Origin of the sequence: Flavihumibacter profundi (genome assembly GCF_020076305.1) — a bacterium.
GTDB lineage: Bacteria > Bacteroidota > Bacteroidia > Chitinophagales > Chitinophagaceae > Flavihumibacter > Flavihumibacter profundi.
Window position 1 is genome coordinate 425876 of record NZ_JAIQXE010000003.1, and the last position, 15942, is coordinate 441817.

At 44.5% G+C, this 15942-nt stretch carries 17 protein-coding genes; 9 read left to right on the plus strand and 8 right to left on the minus strand.

The annotated features are described in order from the left end of the window. Positions 1-140: 140 nt before the first annotated feature. Positions 141-866, minus strand: a complete 726-nt coding sequence (pyrH, locus tag LAQ65_RS16515) for a UMP kinase (protein ID WP_224118101.1) — start codon at positions 864-866, stop codon at positions 141-143. A gap of 56 nt (positions 867-922) precedes the next feature. Here pyrH and LAQ65_RS16520 point away from each other — a divergent pair, with 56 nt between their 5' ends. The 4 genes from LAQ65_RS16520 (at position 923) to LAQ65_RS21215 (ending at position 4090) form a co-directional block, all read left to right on the plus strand. Next, entirely contained in the window at positions 923-1726 is an 804-nt protein-coding gene (locus LAQ65_RS16520; RefSeq protein WP_224118102.1) for an ABC transporter ATP-binding protein, read from the plus strand. After that, positions 1719-3425, plus strand: a complete 1707-nt coding sequence (locus tag LAQ65_RS16525; protein ID WP_224118103.1) for a hypothetical protein — start codon at positions 1719-1721, stop codon at positions 3423-3425. Before LAQ65_RS16520 ends, LAQ65_RS16525 begins: the two co-directional genes overlap by 8 nt. An 84-nt stretch (positions 3426-3509) precedes the next feature. Then, entirely contained in the window at positions 3510-3788 is a 279-nt protein-coding gene (locus LAQ65_RS16530) for a hypothetical protein (RefSeq protein WP_224118104.1), read from the plus strand. A 146-nt stretch (positions 3789-3934) separates the two neighbouring features. Continuing rightward, positions 3935-4090: a PepSY domain-containing protein gene (locus tag LAQ65_RS21215; protein WP_224118105.1), complete on the plus strand. Its 156-nt coding sequence runs from the start codon at positions 3935-3937 to the stop codon at positions 4088-4090. Between the two features lie 66 nt (positions 4091-4156). On the opposite strand, the gene tsf is transcribed toward LAQ65_RS21215, so the two are convergent. The 4 genes from tsf to rplM all read right to left on the minus strand — a co-directional run bounded on the left by tsf (position 4157) and on the right by rplM (position 6900). Further along, positions 4157-4993: a translation elongation factor Ts gene (tsf, locus tag LAQ65_RS16540; protein WP_224118106.1), complete on the minus strand. Its 837-nt coding sequence runs from the start codon at positions 4991-4993 to the stop codon at positions 4157-4159. A gap of 126 nt (positions 4994-5119) precedes the next feature. Continuing rightward, a complete protein-coding gene (gene rpsB / locus LAQ65_RS16545) occupies positions 5120-6007 on the minus strand; it encodes a 30S ribosomal protein S2 (RefSeq protein WP_224118107.1) in 888 nt (295 codons plus the stop codon). Between the two features lie 27 nt (positions 6008-6034). Further along, the gene (gene rpsI, locus LAQ65_RS16550) at positions 6035-6424 is read right to left on the minus strand and encodes a 30S ribosomal protein S9 (protein WP_224118108.1); all 390 of its coding nucleotides are present in this window, start codon (positions 6422-6424) and stop codon (positions 6035-6037) included. Between the two features lie 32 nt (positions 6425-6456). Then, positions 6457-6900: a 50S ribosomal protein L13 gene (gene rplM, locus LAQ65_RS16555; RefSeq protein WP_224118109.1), complete on the minus strand. Its 444-nt coding sequence runs from the start codon at positions 6898-6900 to the stop codon at positions 6457-6459. A gap of 173 nt (positions 6901-7073) precedes the next feature. Between rplM and LAQ65_RS16560 the strand changes: the two genes are divergently transcribed. Then, positions 7074-7676, plus strand: coding sequence for a hydrolase (locus LAQ65_RS16560; protein ID WP_224118110.1), 603 nt, complete (start codon positions 7074-7076; stop codon positions 7674-7676). On the opposite strand, the gene LAQ65_RS16565 is transcribed toward LAQ65_RS16560, so the two are convergent. Then, positions 7662-8396, minus strand: a complete 735-nt coding sequence (locus LAQ65_RS16565) for an NUDIX hydrolase (protein WP_224118111.1) — start codon at positions 8394-8396, stop codon at positions 7662-7664. The two genes, LAQ65_RS16560 and LAQ65_RS16565, sit on opposite strands and share 15 nt — an antisense overlap. A gap of 50 nt (positions 8397-8446) precedes the next feature. Here LAQ65_RS16565 and ligA point away from each other — a divergent pair, with 50 nt between their 5' ends. The 3 genes from ligA to LAQ65_RS16580 all read left to right on the plus strand — a co-directional run bounded on the left by ligA (position 8447) and on the right by LAQ65_RS16580 (position 12034). Then, positions 8447-10660: an NAD-dependent DNA ligase LigA gene (ligA, locus tag LAQ65_RS16570; RefSeq protein WP_224118112.1), complete on the plus strand. Its 2214-nt coding sequence runs from the start codon at positions 8447-8449 to the stop codon at positions 10658-10660. A 53-nt stretch (positions 10661-10713) separates the two neighbouring features. Continuing rightward, positions 10714-11277 carry an NUMOD4 domain-containing protein gene (locus LAQ65_RS16575; protein ID WP_224118113.1) on the plus strand — a complete coding sequence of 188 codons (564 nt, stop codon included), beginning with the start codon at positions 10714-10716 and terminating at the stop codon, positions 11275-11277. 91 nt (positions 11278-11368) lie between these two features. Further along, positions 11369-12034 carry a DUF2461 domain-containing protein gene (locus LAQ65_RS16580; RefSeq protein WP_224118114.1) on the plus strand — a complete coding sequence of 222 codons (666 nt, stop codon included), beginning with the start codon at positions 11369-11371 and terminating at the stop codon, positions 12032-12034. A 7-nt stretch (positions 12035-12041) separates the two neighbouring features. On the opposite strand, the gene LAQ65_RS16585 is transcribed toward LAQ65_RS16580, so the two are convergent. Then, positions 12042-13034, minus strand: a complete 993-nt coding sequence (locus LAQ65_RS16585) for an aspartate-semialdehyde dehydrogenase (RefSeq protein WP_224118115.1) — start codon at positions 13032-13034, stop codon at positions 12042-12044. Between the two features lie 259 nt (positions 13035-13293). Between LAQ65_RS16585 and LAQ65_RS16590 the strand changes: the two genes are divergently transcribed. Then, on the plus strand, positions 13294-14952 hold the full coding sequence (locus LAQ65_RS16590; protein ID WP_224118116.1) for a lamin tail domain-containing protein: 1659 nt from the start codon (positions 13294-13296) through the stop codon (positions 14950-14952). Here the strand turns inward: LAQ65_RS16590 and LAQ65_RS16595 are convergent. Further along, positions 14949-15875 carry a PfkB family carbohydrate kinase gene (locus LAQ65_RS16595; protein ID WP_224118117.1) on the minus strand — a complete coding sequence of 309 codons (927 nt, stop codon included), beginning with the start codon at positions 15873-15875 and terminating at the stop codon, positions 14949-14951. The genes LAQ65_RS16590 and LAQ65_RS16595 overlap by 4 nt on opposite strands. Positions 15876-15942 lie beyond the last annotated feature (67 nt).

Sequence of the window (15942 nt, forward strand, 5' to 3'; positions counted from 1 at the left end):
AAATCCTTCAGCGGGCTTCCATGGGATCTTAAGACAGGGGATTAAAAAACCACCCTATTAAAGGTGGCTTTTCATACTGCAATGTAATAATGATAACCCAAACCTGCAAGCAGGGGCCGGCATTCGCGTAAAAATACGCTTTAGCCCTGTACCATAGTGCCAACTTTCTCGCCCATAACCACTTTCATAAGGTTTCCGGGTTTATTCATATCGAAAACGATAATTGGCAGATTATTCTCCATGCAAAGGGTAAAAGCGGTCATATCCATCACCTTCAGGTTCTTATTGATGCAATCGCGAAAGCTGATGGTGTCAAATTTTGTAGCTGTCGGGTCCTTTTCAGGATCGGCCGTGTAAATTCCATCCACACGTGTACCCTTTAAAATAACGTCGGCCTTGATTTCAATAGCACGCAAAGACCCGGCTGTATCGGTTGTGAAATACGGATTCCCCGTGCCTGCACCAAAAATTACCACCCGGTGTTTTTCGAGGTGCCGGATGGCCCGCCTGCGGATATACGGTTCAGCAATCTGTTCCATTTTAATGGCACTTTGCAGGCGCGTAAACACACCTTCCTTTTCGAGTCCGGCCTGTACCGCCATGCCATTTATTACTGTCGCCAGCATGCCCATATAATCGCCATGTGCCCTTTCAATACCAGTATCCGCTTCATTCATCCCGCGGTAAATATTACCACCACCTATCACCAGGGCAACTTCTACACCTGCTTTAACCACTGCCTTGATTTCACGGGCATATTGCGCAATGATAGAGTGGTTAAGGGGTTCATAACCGTTTTCACCGCCTTCACCCATCAGGGCTTCACCAGAGAGCTTCAGCAAAATTCTTTTATACCTGGGTTCCATATGGCATTCCGTTTTCTTGTGGTGCAAAGAAAGGTTATTTTTATGTTTCTATACTTATGGAACCAATCATCCGCATTCAATCTTTGTTCAAATCCTATGGCAGCAAGCAGGTCCTGAACAATATCAGCCTTGATATTTTCCCCGGCCAGGTGATCGGCTATATCGGGCCAAATGGGGCCGGGAAAAGCACGACTGTAAAGATCCTTTGCGGCCTGTTGCCGGATTTTGAAGGATCTGTAACAGTAAAAGGTATCAGCCTCCGGGAGGATCCTTTATCCGTAAAAAGGATCATCGGTTATGTACCCGAACTGGCAGAATTATATGAAGTACTTACTGCTGCTGAATTCCTGGAACTGGTAGCCGGGCTTTATGAAATCCCCCCTGATACCGCCCAAACAAGAATCCATCGGATGCTGAACGCGCTTGGTCTTGAAGCTAATATGCACCAGCGTATGGATACTTTTAGTAAAGGCATGCGGCAAAAGGTTTTACTGATATCCGGACTCATCCACAACCCCGATATCCTGATCCTTGATGAACCCTTAAGCGGGCTTGATGCCAACAGTGTAATCATCATTAAAGAGCTGATCAGCAAACTGGCAGCTGAAGGAAAAACCATTTTCTATTGCAGCCATATGATGGATGTGGTGGAAAAAGTAAGTGACCGCATAGTACTTATCAACAATGGCGTGATTGTGGCCGATGGCAGTTTTGCAAGCCTGCAGCAAAGCCAGGGCCAGGGAAGCCTGGAAAATATTTTCGCCCAGCTAACGGCCAGCAAATCGCTTCATGACGCAGCTGCCAGCCTGGTCTCCGCATTCGGGAATGAAACCGCTACAACCCCTGATATAAATGAATAAGATCAGCCGGGCATTTTATACCCTTGTTTTATTGCCCCGGCGATTATATGAAAGCTGGGGAATCAATACCGGCCAGCTCGCACTGATATTGCGGTATAAGCTGATAATGGATGATCGCCGCCCAAATACATTCCAGCAAACCCGTGGAAGGGTGAAGAAAGAAGGTATCAGCAATGCCATGCTCGGCACAATGCTGATGGCTTTGGTGATGGGAATGATCAACCTGATCGCATTTGTATTAGGGAAAGACGATATCACCCATTTCAGTTTTTTTTTCCTGGCTTTTCTTTTCTTACTGGCTTCAGTATTGATCACTGATTTCACTTCCGTGCTGATTGATGTGAAAGACAATATGATATTGCTGCCAAAGCCCGTGAATGACCGGACCATTCTCATGGCCAAATTGCTGCATATTCTGGTTCACCTGATCAGGGTAATACTGCCCATGAGCCTGCCGGCAATAATTTATAACGGCATGGCAACCGGATGGTGGGCTGCATTATCACTTTTTTCCCTGGTCCTGCTCGCCAGTCTTTTCGCCATCTTCCTGATTAATGCAGTCTACCTGCTTGTGCTGAAAATCATGTCGGCGGAAAAATTCAAATCCTTTATCGCCTGGTTCCAGGTAGGATTTGTAATATTTATTTATGGAGGCTACCAGGTTTTTTTACGCCTGACAGACCGCAGTGAATTCCAACAGTTCAGTATAGCCGAAAACCCTTTTGTCCGCATTTTTCCACCTTATTGGTTTGGCAGGGCCTGGACCACACTGAATGGATCGGCCAATACCGGTGGCTGGTTTTTTTTAGTACTGAGTGTGATAACCAGTTTAGGCAGTATCTGGGTTGTAATCAGCATCCTTGCACCGGCGTTTAACCAAAAGTTGTCGATGATTAATAGCAGCGGCGCAGAACCCCAGGCATTATCAACCGTCAACTATTACAAACAGTCCACAAAACGAAAACCCCTGCCTGAACTTTTGGTGGGGTTATTAACCAGGGATGCCATTACCAGGGCAGGGTTCCTGTTCACCTGGCGCTGGACGAACCGCAACCGGGGTTTCAGGATGCGGGTTTATCCGACCATAGGTTATCTTGTTATCTGGGTCATCCTGATGTTTTTGCCGCGCACCGGTGATCAGGCGGAAGGCTCGGCTAAAATGATGGGGGATTCCTTTGGTTTTATTTTCCTGCTATATATGAGCTCCTTTATCATCATCAGTGCCATCCAGCAAATTGCCATTGCAGATGAATACAAGGCTTCCTGGGTTTTCTATAGTTACCCTGTAGGAAAGCCCGGATCTATTATCCAGGGCAGTTTTTTGAGTATGGTATGCAAATTCTTTTTACCCCTGGCGTTCCTGCTATTTGTTGGTGGTATAGTTTGGAAAGGTTGGGAAATTTTACCGAACCTGTTATTAGGATTATCCAACCAGCTTGTGATTTGCTGCACTATATTGTTGCTGGGAAGGAAATCATTACCCGCTTCCAGGCCTCCGGTAATGAAAGATAAGTCGGGGAATTTCCTTCGGGGAATGATGATGATGATCATTACCGGGTCAACCGGATTGATGCATTTCCTGGTATATAAATTTATTGCGGTGGTATTGTTATTAACAGTCTTAAGCATACTCGCCAATTGGTTGCTGATCAAAAAAATTGGTGAGATCAGCTGGGCAGAAATAAAAGATATGCCATAATAATTTAAGCCTGTAATTATGGGTATTATTATTTATTCATCAACATTTACATATTGCTTCTACGTGTGAAGGCAACCTGTTATTATGGCTAAATCTTTCAATAGAAGAATTTTTAGTCTGCATAGCTGGCTTGGATTAATTAATGGTAGCTGGCTATTAATTCTTGGTTTATCGGGGGCTATGCTGGTCATCACATTAGCCGGATTATTACTCTTTACCAATATTATCACCGGCATCATCATTTACAAAAAGTACGTTTTGAAAGCATTGGTTTTACGGGCACCTGTCAAATGGAAAAACTGGAGGCAGGTGCATCCGGACTTCACCGATATATTGGTGTATGGGCGCTGCTATTTAATGTAATGATATTTTTCAGTGGTATTGAAATGACCTGGATAAAATATTACATGCCGTGCAGGAGATTTATCCAGGTTTCGAACCAACGTTTATGCATATCCCTTTTACAAAAAGGGATGGTGAAAACCTGGAGGAACATATTGTAGTCAGCTGTGGCCTATAGCTTTCATGTGGGCAGTTTCGCAGGCAGCTATTCAAAAGTTTTGTACCTGTTTGTCGGGCTTTCACCAGCCATATTATCAATAACAGGGTTCATGCTGTGGTGGCGCAGAAAAAATTATGGGCAAAAAAGACCAAAAGACAAATAGGTAAAAAAGAGAACCCGGTTGCTAATTGCAACCGGGTTCCCGAAAATTATATATTGCCTAAAATTATTATCCAAGCGCAACGCGCTTGAACTCGGTAACTTTCACGTCACCTGCAGATTTCAGGTAATCAGCAACACTCATACCGCCATCTTTTACGAAGGCTTGTGCCAGCAGGGTGCTTTCTTTAAAGAAAGCATTCAGTTTACCGGAAGCGATCTTTTCGATCATTTCAGCAGGCTTGCCAGCCATTTTTGGATCAGCAGCTACCTGGTCGGTGATGATTGCTTTTTCACGGGCAACAATATCGGCAGGAACTGCATCAGGATCAACAGCAACAGGATTCATCGCAGCAATTTGCATAGCTACATCTTTTCCTGCTTCAGGGGCTTCTTTGGTCAGGCCAACCAATACACCCATACGGTTTGCGCCATGGATATAAGAAGCAACATATGCTGCATCGATACGCTCAAATTTAGAGATGCCGATTTTCTCACCGATAGAAGCAAGTTTATCATTTACCAGGTCGGCGATTTTCTGACCATTAATCGCAACATTGTTCAGCTCATCAGCACTCTTCACATTATTGGCAATAGCTGCATCCATGATGCTTTGTGCAAATGCAACGAAGTCTGCATTCTTGCTCACGAAATCAGTTTCACAGCTAACGCATAATGCAATACCTGTTTTGTTATCTGCAGTTGTTTTAGCCAGCACCACACCTTCTTTAGCATCGCGGTCGCTACGCAGGGCAGCTACTTTAGCTCCTTTCTTACGCAACCAGTCGATCGCAGCTTCGAAATCACCATTGTTTTCTGTGAGGGCTTTGCGGCAATCCATCATACCTGCTCCAGTTGCCTGGCGCAGCTTATTGATATCCGCAGCTGTAATTGTTACAGTTGACATATATGGAAATTATGTTTGTTAATTAATCAATTAGAAGTGAATAGTAAATGGTGAATCGTGAATGGTACATAATTTTCCGACTGCGGATTTCATTTTCCCATTCACCATTTACTATTTACCTGCTTATTATCTCGCTCCGGTTCTCTTTGGACTGTTTGGAACACGACGCTTCGCTTGTCCGCCAGGACCACCTGCACCAGGACCTGCACCGCGACCACCGCGGCCACCACGGGCAGCTTCAGCCTGGGCTTCAGCTTCCATGCGGGCTGCACGTCTTTCGTTCTCATCCTGGTTATCTTCAACATCTTCATCTTTCGCAGCTTGTCTTTCAGCAAGACCTTCAGCGATTGCTGCTGTGATGTATTCGATAATGATGGCGATACTCTTGGTAGCATCATCGTTTGCGGGGATCGGGAAATCAACCTTATTCGGGTCACAGTTTGTATCAACCATACCGAAAGTAGTGATGCCCAGGCGCTTTGCTTCAGCCAGTGCAATATGCTCATGGCCGATATCGATGATGAACAAAGCGGCAGGGATACGGCCTAACTGGGCGATACCACCTAATACTTTTTCCATTTTCTCTTTATCGCGGGTAAGGGTCAAACGCTCTTTCTTGGTGATATTGTCCAAAGTACCATCACCCAACATTTTTTCAATGCTCTGCATTTTCTTCACGCTCTTACGAACCGTGTTGAAGTTAGTGAGCATACCACCGAGCCAACGCTCGGTTACAAATGGCATGTTCACTCGCTGGGCGCACTGGGTAGCGATTTCTTTCGCTTGTTTCTTGGTACCAACGAACATGATTTTCTTACCACTGCGGGCGATCTGCTTCAGGGCAGCAGAAGCTTCCTGCAGACTTTCAGTAGTCTTGTTCAGGTCGATGATATGAATACCTTTCTTCTCAGCGAAGATATAAGGCAACATTTTGGGGTTCCACTTCTTCTTGAGGTGACCGAAGTGAACGCCAGCCTCAAGCAATTGCTGTTGCAACGAAGTATTATTTTCCATTATAGACTTATTAATAGTATTATAAAATTATCTCTTACTGAACTGGAAGCTTCTACGGGCTTTCTTCTTACCAGGCTTCTTACGCTCCACGTTACGAGGATCGCGGTGAAGGAACCCTGCAGCTTTAAGGGTCGGGCGGTATTCAGCATTTACTTCGAGCAGTGCGCGGGCAATACCGAGCTTGGCAGCTTCAGCCTGGCCTTTTACACCACCACCTGTTGCATTGATAACGATATCGAATTTATCGGTCGCTTCAATGGCTTTAAGTGGTCCTTCCACCTGGTTCTGTAAATAAACCAACGGGAAATACACTTTATAATCTTTATCGTTTACAGTGATTTTGCCATCGCCTTTGCTGAGGAACACGCGTGTTACAGCAGCTTTACGACGACCCAAACCATTTTTTTGCTTTTCCATGTATTGTGGAATTTGAAAATTGATAATGTGGATTAGAATTTCAGATCTTTAGGCTGCTGTGCAGTATGCGGATGGTTTCCACCAGCATATACAAACAACTTCTTGTACATCTTACGGCCCAGGCGGTTCTTCGGTAACATGCCTTTTACAGCACGCTCGATGATCACTTCCGGGCGGCGCTTCAACAGGTCCTGCGCAACTTCTTCCTTACGGCCACCTGGGTAACCACTGAAGTTCTCATACACTTTCTGCTCAAGTTTGTTTCCGGTGAACTTAACCTTGTCGGCATTGATCACAATAATAAAATCGCCACAATCTACGTGTGGAGTATAGTACGCTTTGTTCTTACCACGCAAAATGGCCGCGATTCTGGCGCACATACGACCTACGGTTTGATTGGTACCATCAACAACATACCAGTTATGTTGCACGGTAGCCTCGTTCGCATGCTTGGTGGTGAAATGTAATTTGCTCATTTAACTTAATTTAGTCTGCTACCTCCAACCAGGTAGTCAGTTTGGTGAAATAATTCGGAGCGCAAAGGTAGGCAAGTACTGTATTTAGTTCCAAGCTTTTGACCCGTTATTTTTAATCATACTTTTATAACTAATTGATATTCAATAAATATTTTTACATTAAATTTAAACAGATGCTCATTTTAGCCCTTGGCAGAACTCAATTTGGCAACCCGGCCAATACCGGAAACGTTTTATCCGAAGCCGAAACCCTTGCCCTTTTACAGGATTGGGTGCCCAATGAACGCCTCCGGTTGCATATGCGGCAGGTGGGTGCCGTGATGAAGGCCTGGGCCCTGGAGCGGGAAAAACTTACAGAAGCCGAGGCCCATAAGTGGTGGATGGCCGGGGTACTCCACGATGCCGACTGGGAAAAATATCCTGATGCCCATTGCCGCATCATTATTGAAGAACTGGAGAAAAGACAAATAGATCCCCTGGTAATCCGTACCATCGCCTGCCACGGGCCAAGACATTTTGGAGTTGAACCGGAAACAACTATGGAAAAAATGATTTATGTGTTTGATGAATTATCGGGGTTCATACATGCTGCAGCGCTGGTCAGGCCAACGCGTTATGAGGGCATGGATGTAAAATCGGTGATGAAGAAGCTGAAAACGCCATCCTTTGCTGCGCAGGTTGACCGTACCGATATTGAAGATGCCATCAGCAGGATATCAATTCCTTTGGAGGAGATCATTTCTTTTGTAATTCAACACCAGTTATCGGTGAACTGAATTTGTGCGTTTATTTCTATCCATTCCACTAACAGCTTTACCGAATTTCTCCTGGTTAAACTTGTAAAGTTTCCCGGGGCGATGGGGCACGTCAACTTCAAGCTCATCAAGGTCGATCAGCCAATCCATCATGAAGAACTTCTTCCTGAAATTCCTCCGGTCGAGTTTTGTATTTAAAATAGCTTCATAAAGGCATTGTAATTCCCTTAAAGAGAATTTACCCGGTAGTAAGTTGAACACCAGCGGATAATCCTCTATTTTTTCTCTTAGCTGATCCAGGCAGCATTGTAAAATTTCCCTGTGGTCAAAAGCCATTTCCTGAATATCATTTACCGGATGCCAGTGCAATTCATTGTCAGACAATTTCAACTTGTGGTTCTTGATATTCACAAGGGAAAAATAAGCAACAGTAATTACCCTACCCGCAGGGTGCCGACCGGGTTTGCCAAAAGTGCGCACCTGTTCCAGGTAAACATCATTGAGTCCTGTCCGCTCTTTCAAAATCCTGTAGGAAGCTGTTTCGATATCTTCATCGGGCTTAACCAGGTCGCCGAGTAATGACCATTTTCCTTTGTACTCATTTAAATTGCATTTAATCACCAGAACTTTCAATTCATTGTCTTCAAATCCGAAAATCACACAATCCACCGACAGGGCTATCCTGAAATAATCCTTATCACCCAATTCTCCAAAATGACTGAAACGGGAAATCTTTTTCATAGTGCTAACCTTAAGGTTGTTCAAGTTTTTCAAAAAGACACCAAAAAACTTTGTACAATACTACATTTTTACCGCCTGTTTTAGTATACATTTTTGCCATTTCCCGGAATACCACGAGCTTATACATTACGCTGGCAAGAAATTATATATTTGGGGCAATTGGCAATAAGAATATGTACACCCAGAAACAAACACATGAATGGCAGGCGAAGACCGTGCAACTCCTCCAACAGCTACCAGATATCCCGGTGGCTGAGGTTGAGATCCTTCGGGAGGTGCTGCGGTTCCATGAATACAGGTATTATCTGCTGGACTCGCCCTTAGTGTCAGATTTCGAATATGACCAGTTGTACAAGGCCCTGGAAAGGATAGAAGAAAAACATCCCAAACTGGTCCGGCCGGATTCGCCAACCCAGCGTGTTGCAAATGGTTTAACTCCATCCTTCCCCACTGTTTCGCACCTTGTACCAATGTTGTCACTGGATAATTCATACAATGCAGAAGACCTGGCAGATTGGGACCGGCGGGTTCGTGAGGGATCCGGGGAGGCACATATTGAATACTGCGTTGAACCAAAATTTGACGGGGCTAGTATTTCCCTCATTTATGAAAACGACCTGCTGGTTCGTGGTGCAACCCGGGGTGATGGGGTTCAGGGCGATGAAATCACCACTAATATCCGGCAGATCAGGTCAGTACCGCTTTCCGCAAAATTTTCAGATTATGGCATCCAACAGATTGAGATTCGTGGGGAGGTTTTGCTGACAAAAAAACATTTCAAGGCATTCAACGAAAAACTGGCTGAACAGAACCTGCCGCCACTTGCGAATCCAAGGAATGCCGCATCAGGTTCTTTGCGCATCAAAGACCCTAAGGAAGTAAAGCGGCGTAACCTTGAAGCTTTTTTGTACCACATCAGCTACCATGTTGATACCGGAGGGATGCCAGCCGCTTTGAGAACCCATTCCGGAAGCCTTGAATTGCTTTGGGAATTGGGTTTCAGGAGCCCTAATAAAGAAAAAAAAGTATTTAAAGGAATAAAAGATGTAATCGCTTATTGCAAGGAATTTGAAGAGGGCCGGGATGAATTACCCTACGAAATTGATGGTATGGTGATTAAGGTAAACCGGCTTGACCTGCAGGACCGCCTGGGAATGACAACGCACCATCCGCGTTGGGCGATAGCCTATAAGTTTAAAGCGAGGCAGGCAACAAGCCGCCTGAAGGATGTTGAATTCCAGGTAGGCCGGACAGGGGCCATTACGCCGGTAGCGAAAATAGACCCCGTACCCATCGGGGGCGTAACGGTTGCTTCCATCAGCCTTTTTAATGAGGACGTTATCCGTGAAAAAGACCTGATGATTGGGGATATGGTATTGGTAGAGCGTGCTGGGGATGTGATTCCCTATATTGTAAAGTCATTGCCCGAAGTCCGTAACGGAAAGGAACAACCGATTGAATTCCCGGTTAAATGTCCCGAATGCAAATCAAGATTATTTAAGGAAGAAGGTGAGGCGGTATGGCGTTGTATCAATATTGATTGCCCGGCACAGGTTGTGGAGCGCATCATCCATTTTGTTTCTAAAGACGCCATGGACATCCGCAGTTTTGGGGAAGCCAATGTGCGTAAATTTTACGAGTTGGGCTACCTGAAAGATATCCCCTCAATTTACCGGTTGCCCTTTGAGAAAATCGGCGGCATGGAAGGATTTGGGGAAAAGTCGATTAGTAACCTTTCGGAGGCCATCAGTAAATCCAAGCACCAACCCCTGCACCGCCTGATTTTTGCCCTTGGTATTCGCTACGTTGGTGAAACCACCGCCAAAACACTGGCCCAGGCCGTAAGTAACCTGATGGAACTGAGCAAAATGAGCCTTGAAGAATTGCAGGAAGTGGAAGATGTAGGTGTAAAAGTGGCTGCCAGTATACACCAGTTCTTTCATAATCCAGCCAACCTGAAGATGCTGGAAGAGCTAAAAGAGCTGGGACTAAACATGAAGAGCGAAAAGAAGAAAACACTGTCTGGAGGCGGGCTTGAAGGCCAGACCTTCCTGTTCACAGGTACCCTTAACCGCATGAAACGGTCTGATGCTGAAACCATGGTGGAAGAACGGGGTGGGAAATTGCTAAGCGGGGTAAGCAGTAAGCTGAATTACCTGGTGGTAGGTGAAGATGCCGGCTCAAAACTGGAAAAGGCGAAAAAAATACCCCAGATCCATATTATTACCGAGGAAGATTTTTTAAAAATGATCGGGAATGTATAAACGCATAAAAGTTTTGTGGCATATCTTTTCGTAACTTTAAAAAAATGGGAACGATGGTCAAATCATTAACAGGCGAAATCTGGAAGCCACTCCAGTTTCCGGGATGGAAACACCTTCGCAAACAATACGCATTATCATCCAGTGGCCGCGTAGCAAGTTATACCGATTCGGTACTGGAGGATGGTAAATTATTGAACGGGTCGCTGACAACCGGTTATAAAACACTGAATCTTCACCGTCCGGGTAATAATGGTACGTTGTATATACACCGTGAAATTGCCCGTCTCTTTTTGAAGAAGCCTTCTCCAAAGCACCGGTATGTGATTCATGTTAATCATAACAAAACAGACAATTCATTAAAGAACCTGAAATGGGCTACGTTGGATGAAATGATCGAACATCAGCAAAGCAGTCCTGCAAAGGTTGCTTATAAGAAAATCCAGGCCAACCGTGCGACCGGGTTAAAGCTCAATGCAACGCAGGTTAAATCAATTAAAAAGACACTCAGTAGCAAAAGCAGGACACTTACCATTCGCCAGCTAGCTGAAAAGTATGGCGTAAGTGAAATGACTATGTACCGCATCAAAAGCGGCGAAAACTGGGGTAAAGTGAAATAATTCCTGCCTGGTGCTTTTAAGGTACCAGGTACCTTCCTTTTCAGAACCGGCTCAATTGATCCGGTTTTTTTTGCAGCAACAAAAAAAAGCAATGTTGGTGAAATCAACAATCGGGTTCCTGAAAGACCTGAAGAAAAACAATAACAAAACCTGGTTCGATGAAAACCGGAAAACCTACGAAGCGGCAAAGGAGGATATGGAAAAATTTGTTCAGGCCGTTATTGATACCCATGCTAAAAATGACCCATCAATTTCTGCCCTAAAGGCAAAAGAATGTTTGTTCCGCATTAACCGTGATGTCCGATTCTCGAAAGACAAATCGCCTTATAAAACCAATTTCGGGGCAAGTATTAACGCGGGAGGCAAAAAGTCGATGCGGGCAGGATATTACATACATATCGAACCCGGGCAAAGCTTCACTGGAGGTGGATTGTATATGCCAATGCCGCCGGATTTAAAAAAAGTACGGCAGGAAATTGATTATAACCTGGAAGAGTTTAGAAGTATTGTTGAAGGGAAAAAATTCAAATCAGTTTTCGGCAAACTTTCCGAAAGTGCTGATTTGAAATTAACCCGCGTTCCCCAGGGATTTGAAAAAGACTCCCCTGCGGCCGAATACCTTGTTTTTAAAAGTTTCGTCGCCATTAAACAAATTCCTGATAGCGATTTACAAGACAAAACTATGGTGAAGAAAGTAACCGAAGCTTTTACAACATTGCAGCCCCTGTTAAATTTCCTCAACCGTAGTTTTGACTAATCATTCTTTATCCTAACAACCCTTTCTGAAGCAGGTATTCTGCAATCTGTACAGCATTGGTTGCCGCACCTTTTCGGAGGTTATCACTTACGATCCACATATTCAGGGTATTTGGCTGAGACTCATCCCTTCTCAAGCGGCCGACAAAAACTTCATCTTTTTCGTGTGCGTCCTTCGGCATCGGATATTTTGCGTTGGCGGGATCATCCACCAATACTACTCCGGGTGCCGCTGCCAATAAGGATTTTACTTCGTTTATGTCAAACTCATTGTCGAACTCCACATTTACGCTTTCACTATGTCCGCCCATCACCGGAATACGGACTGTTGTAGCCGTAACACGAATACTATCGTCTCGCATGATCTTTTTGGTCTCGTTCACCATTTTCATTTCTTCCTTCGTATATCCATTATCGAGGAATACATCAATTTGCGGAATTGCATTCATATCAATCTGGTATTTATATGCCATTTCGCCTTCAATACCCTGACGCTCATTCATTAACTGGGTAACCGCCTTTACGCCGGTTCCGGTAACACTCTGGTAAGTAGACACCACAAGTCTTTTGATATGGTATTTCTTATGCAAAGGATTCAGAGCAACCACCATTTGTATAGTGGAGCAGTTCGGATTAGCGATGATTTTATCGTTTACAGTTAATGCATCTGCATTAATTTCAGGAACGACCAGTTTTTTCGTGGGGTCCATTCTCCAGGCAGATGAATTATCGATGACCGTAATGCCAGCTTCAGCAAATTTTGGCGCCCATTCAAGTGAGGTGCTGCCCCCTGCTGAAAACAAAGCCACGGCTGGTTTTGCTGCAATGGCATCAGTCATGCTTACTACTTTGTATTTTTTACCCTTGTATTCTACTTCCTTTCCCACTGATTTTTCAGAGGCTACGGGGATCAGCTCGGTAACAGGGAAATTGCGTTCTGCCAGAACCTGTAACATTTTGGTGCCTACTAGTCCGGTGGCACCCACAACTGCGACTTTCATTTTATTTTTCTTGCTTTTAATTAAAAAAAAGCCTTCCCGTTTGGGAAGGCTTGAGTCTATTTTTTGAACATACACTACAATTATACACCTTCCTGGTTGGGGAGCTGTTTCTTAATCTTAGTTGTATGTTTCATCATTGTCATGGATCACGAAATTAAGCACCCGGGTTTTTTCACCCAAATAATATTTTGCTATTGCAAATAAAACGGGGGTTGAGTAGTTTCATTCCATGCTCCGGAATTACCTGTTTCTGATATTTTTGATATCTGCTGGAACGCATTCTGCACAAGCGTTTCAGGTAGTTATAACTGAATTGCTGCCAGACCCTGTTCCGGCCATTTCATTACCACCAGAAGAATTTATTGAACTAACAAATGTTAGTGGCAAAATTATTGATATTTCCGGCTGGCTGCTCTCCAACGGCCGGACAACCGCAGTTTTCCCGGACAGCACTTTTTTACCACCGGACAGCATATTGATCGTTTGCAGTACCCGCGCATTCAGCCAATACCTCAGTTATGGCAGAACAATCGCGCTAACAAAATATCCGGTACTTTCAAATGACGGAGATACAATCCTGCTTTTCGACAGGAACCAAAACCTCATTCATGCAGTTGCTTATTCCATAAAATCCTATGGGGGAGTTAATACAAATGGCCGAAGCCTGGAGATGATCGATTTGAAAAAGGCCTGCAGCATTAAAGGAAATTGGCAGGCCAGTGAGTCTGAGGCTGGTGGCAGCCCCGGTAAACCCAGCCTGGCCGGCATTTCACGAGATAAAGAAACAGGTTTCAATTTACTTTACGGGTTCACCAAAGGGAATGATAAACTGGTATTAGTTTTTGATGATGTTATCGATGCCGCGTCTGTCGCCAATATAAAGGCAATTGAATCGGAGCCATGGCTTGATTTTACCGGGCTAACCATTGATGGCCCATTACACAACCAACTGGTATGCCAGCTTGCAGGTCCGCTTCTACCCCACAAGGTATATGCCCTGCAGGCCAACAGTATCAGGTCATGCCAACTTTACCCGCCGGGTAATACCCGGCGGGTAAAGTTGGGTTTAGCCGACTCGATAGCAACTGGTATGGTTATCAATGAGTTGCTTTTTGATCCACCCCCAACCGGCTGCGATTACGTTGAATTATACAATACAGGTCAGCAGATAATCGATTTGCAACAACTAAAACTAGCTAACCGGAATAACCGGGGTGAAATCAGTTCATCAAAATCAATCAGCACCAGTCCGAGATACTTCTGTCCAGGAGAATACATTGTATGCACTGAAAATAAAGGCTGGCTCAGCAAACAATACCTGGTAAAAGACCCCATTACTATATTAGAATTGGAAAAACTTCCCTCCTGGCCTAACGAAACTGGTTCGGTAGTGCTATTAGATGGTAACAACAAAATCCTGGATGAATTAAATTACCAGTCTGGCTGGCAGTTTGAACTACTGGGAAATAAGGAAGGCATAGCCCTGGAAAGGAGAAATCCAACAGGCAAAACACAGGACAGGGACAATTGGTTTTCTGCAGCTATGAATGTGGGTTATGGTACGCCGGGTTATGCAAATTCACAGTTTACGGGAAATACATTTAATGGAATTAAAATTTGGCCAGAACCAGCTCTTTTTTCACCGGACGGCGATGGCAAAGATGACTTTTGCCATATCCGCTATAGTTTTAATGAACCCGGTTATGTTCTCACCACACTTATTTATAACCGAAATGGAATCCTGGTGCGAAGCCTCGCCAGGAATGGTCTTTGTGGTATTCAGGGCCAGTTTTCCTGGGACGGTAAAGACGATAAAAAAAATCAGTTACCACCAGGTATATACATAGCGGTAACTGATATTTTTTCGGTAAATGGCAAAACCCGGCGATGGCGGCATGCTATTACCCTTGTGTATTAATTTGTAAGGTTGATATCAAAATTAACCAGGTCAACAAATTGCTGCACCCTGTCATTAATATCTGCATGGCTTATTTCCCGCATTCTTGTTGCTCCAAATTTTTCAACGCAGAAAGAGGCAAGGGCTGATCCTTTAATTACTGCATTTTTCATGTTTTCAAAAGAGATGTCTTTGGTTGCGGCTATATGACCAATAAATCCACCTGCAAAAGTATCACCTGCACCGGTTGGGTCGAAAACATCCTCCAGTGGAAGGGCTGGCGCGAAAAATACTTTTTCATCATGGAACAGTAAAGCGCCATGCTCGCCTTTTTTAATTACCAGAAATTTCGGGCCCATTTTCCTGATTTCCTTCGCGGCTTTAACCAGTGAAAATTGCCCGCTTAACTGTCGGGCTTCACTATCGTTCACCATCAGCACGTCCACCTCTTTCAGTACTTCTTCCAGGTCGGCCATGGCCGTATCCATCCAGAAATTCATTGTATCCAGGACTATAAGCTTTGGCCTGTTCTTTAGTTGCCTGATTACGCTGAGCTGAAGTTTAGGCATAAGGTTTCCCAGCATAAGGAATTCAGAATCCTGGTAGCTTGCCGGTACAACAGGATCAAAATTGGCCAATACGTTCAGTTGTGTATCCAGAGTATCACGGGTATTCATGTCGAGGTGATACTTGCCCGCCCAGAAAAATGATTTCTCGTCCTTTTTTACCTGCACGCCTTCCATGTCTACGCCACGGGCAATAAGGGCATCCAGCTCTTCCTTTGGAAAATCATACCCGATAACAGACATCTGGTTTACCTCATGCACAAAATTAGAAGCACTCCAGGCCAGGTAGGTGGCTGATCCGCCAACGATTTGACCGCTTTTTCCAAATGGCGTTTCAATAGCATCAAAAGCCATTGTACCAACAACAATTAAGGACATATAATTAGTATAATTTATAGGTGGTTTTATTAAATAGCCTTCAGCAGGGCGTGCAGGCAATTCGCCG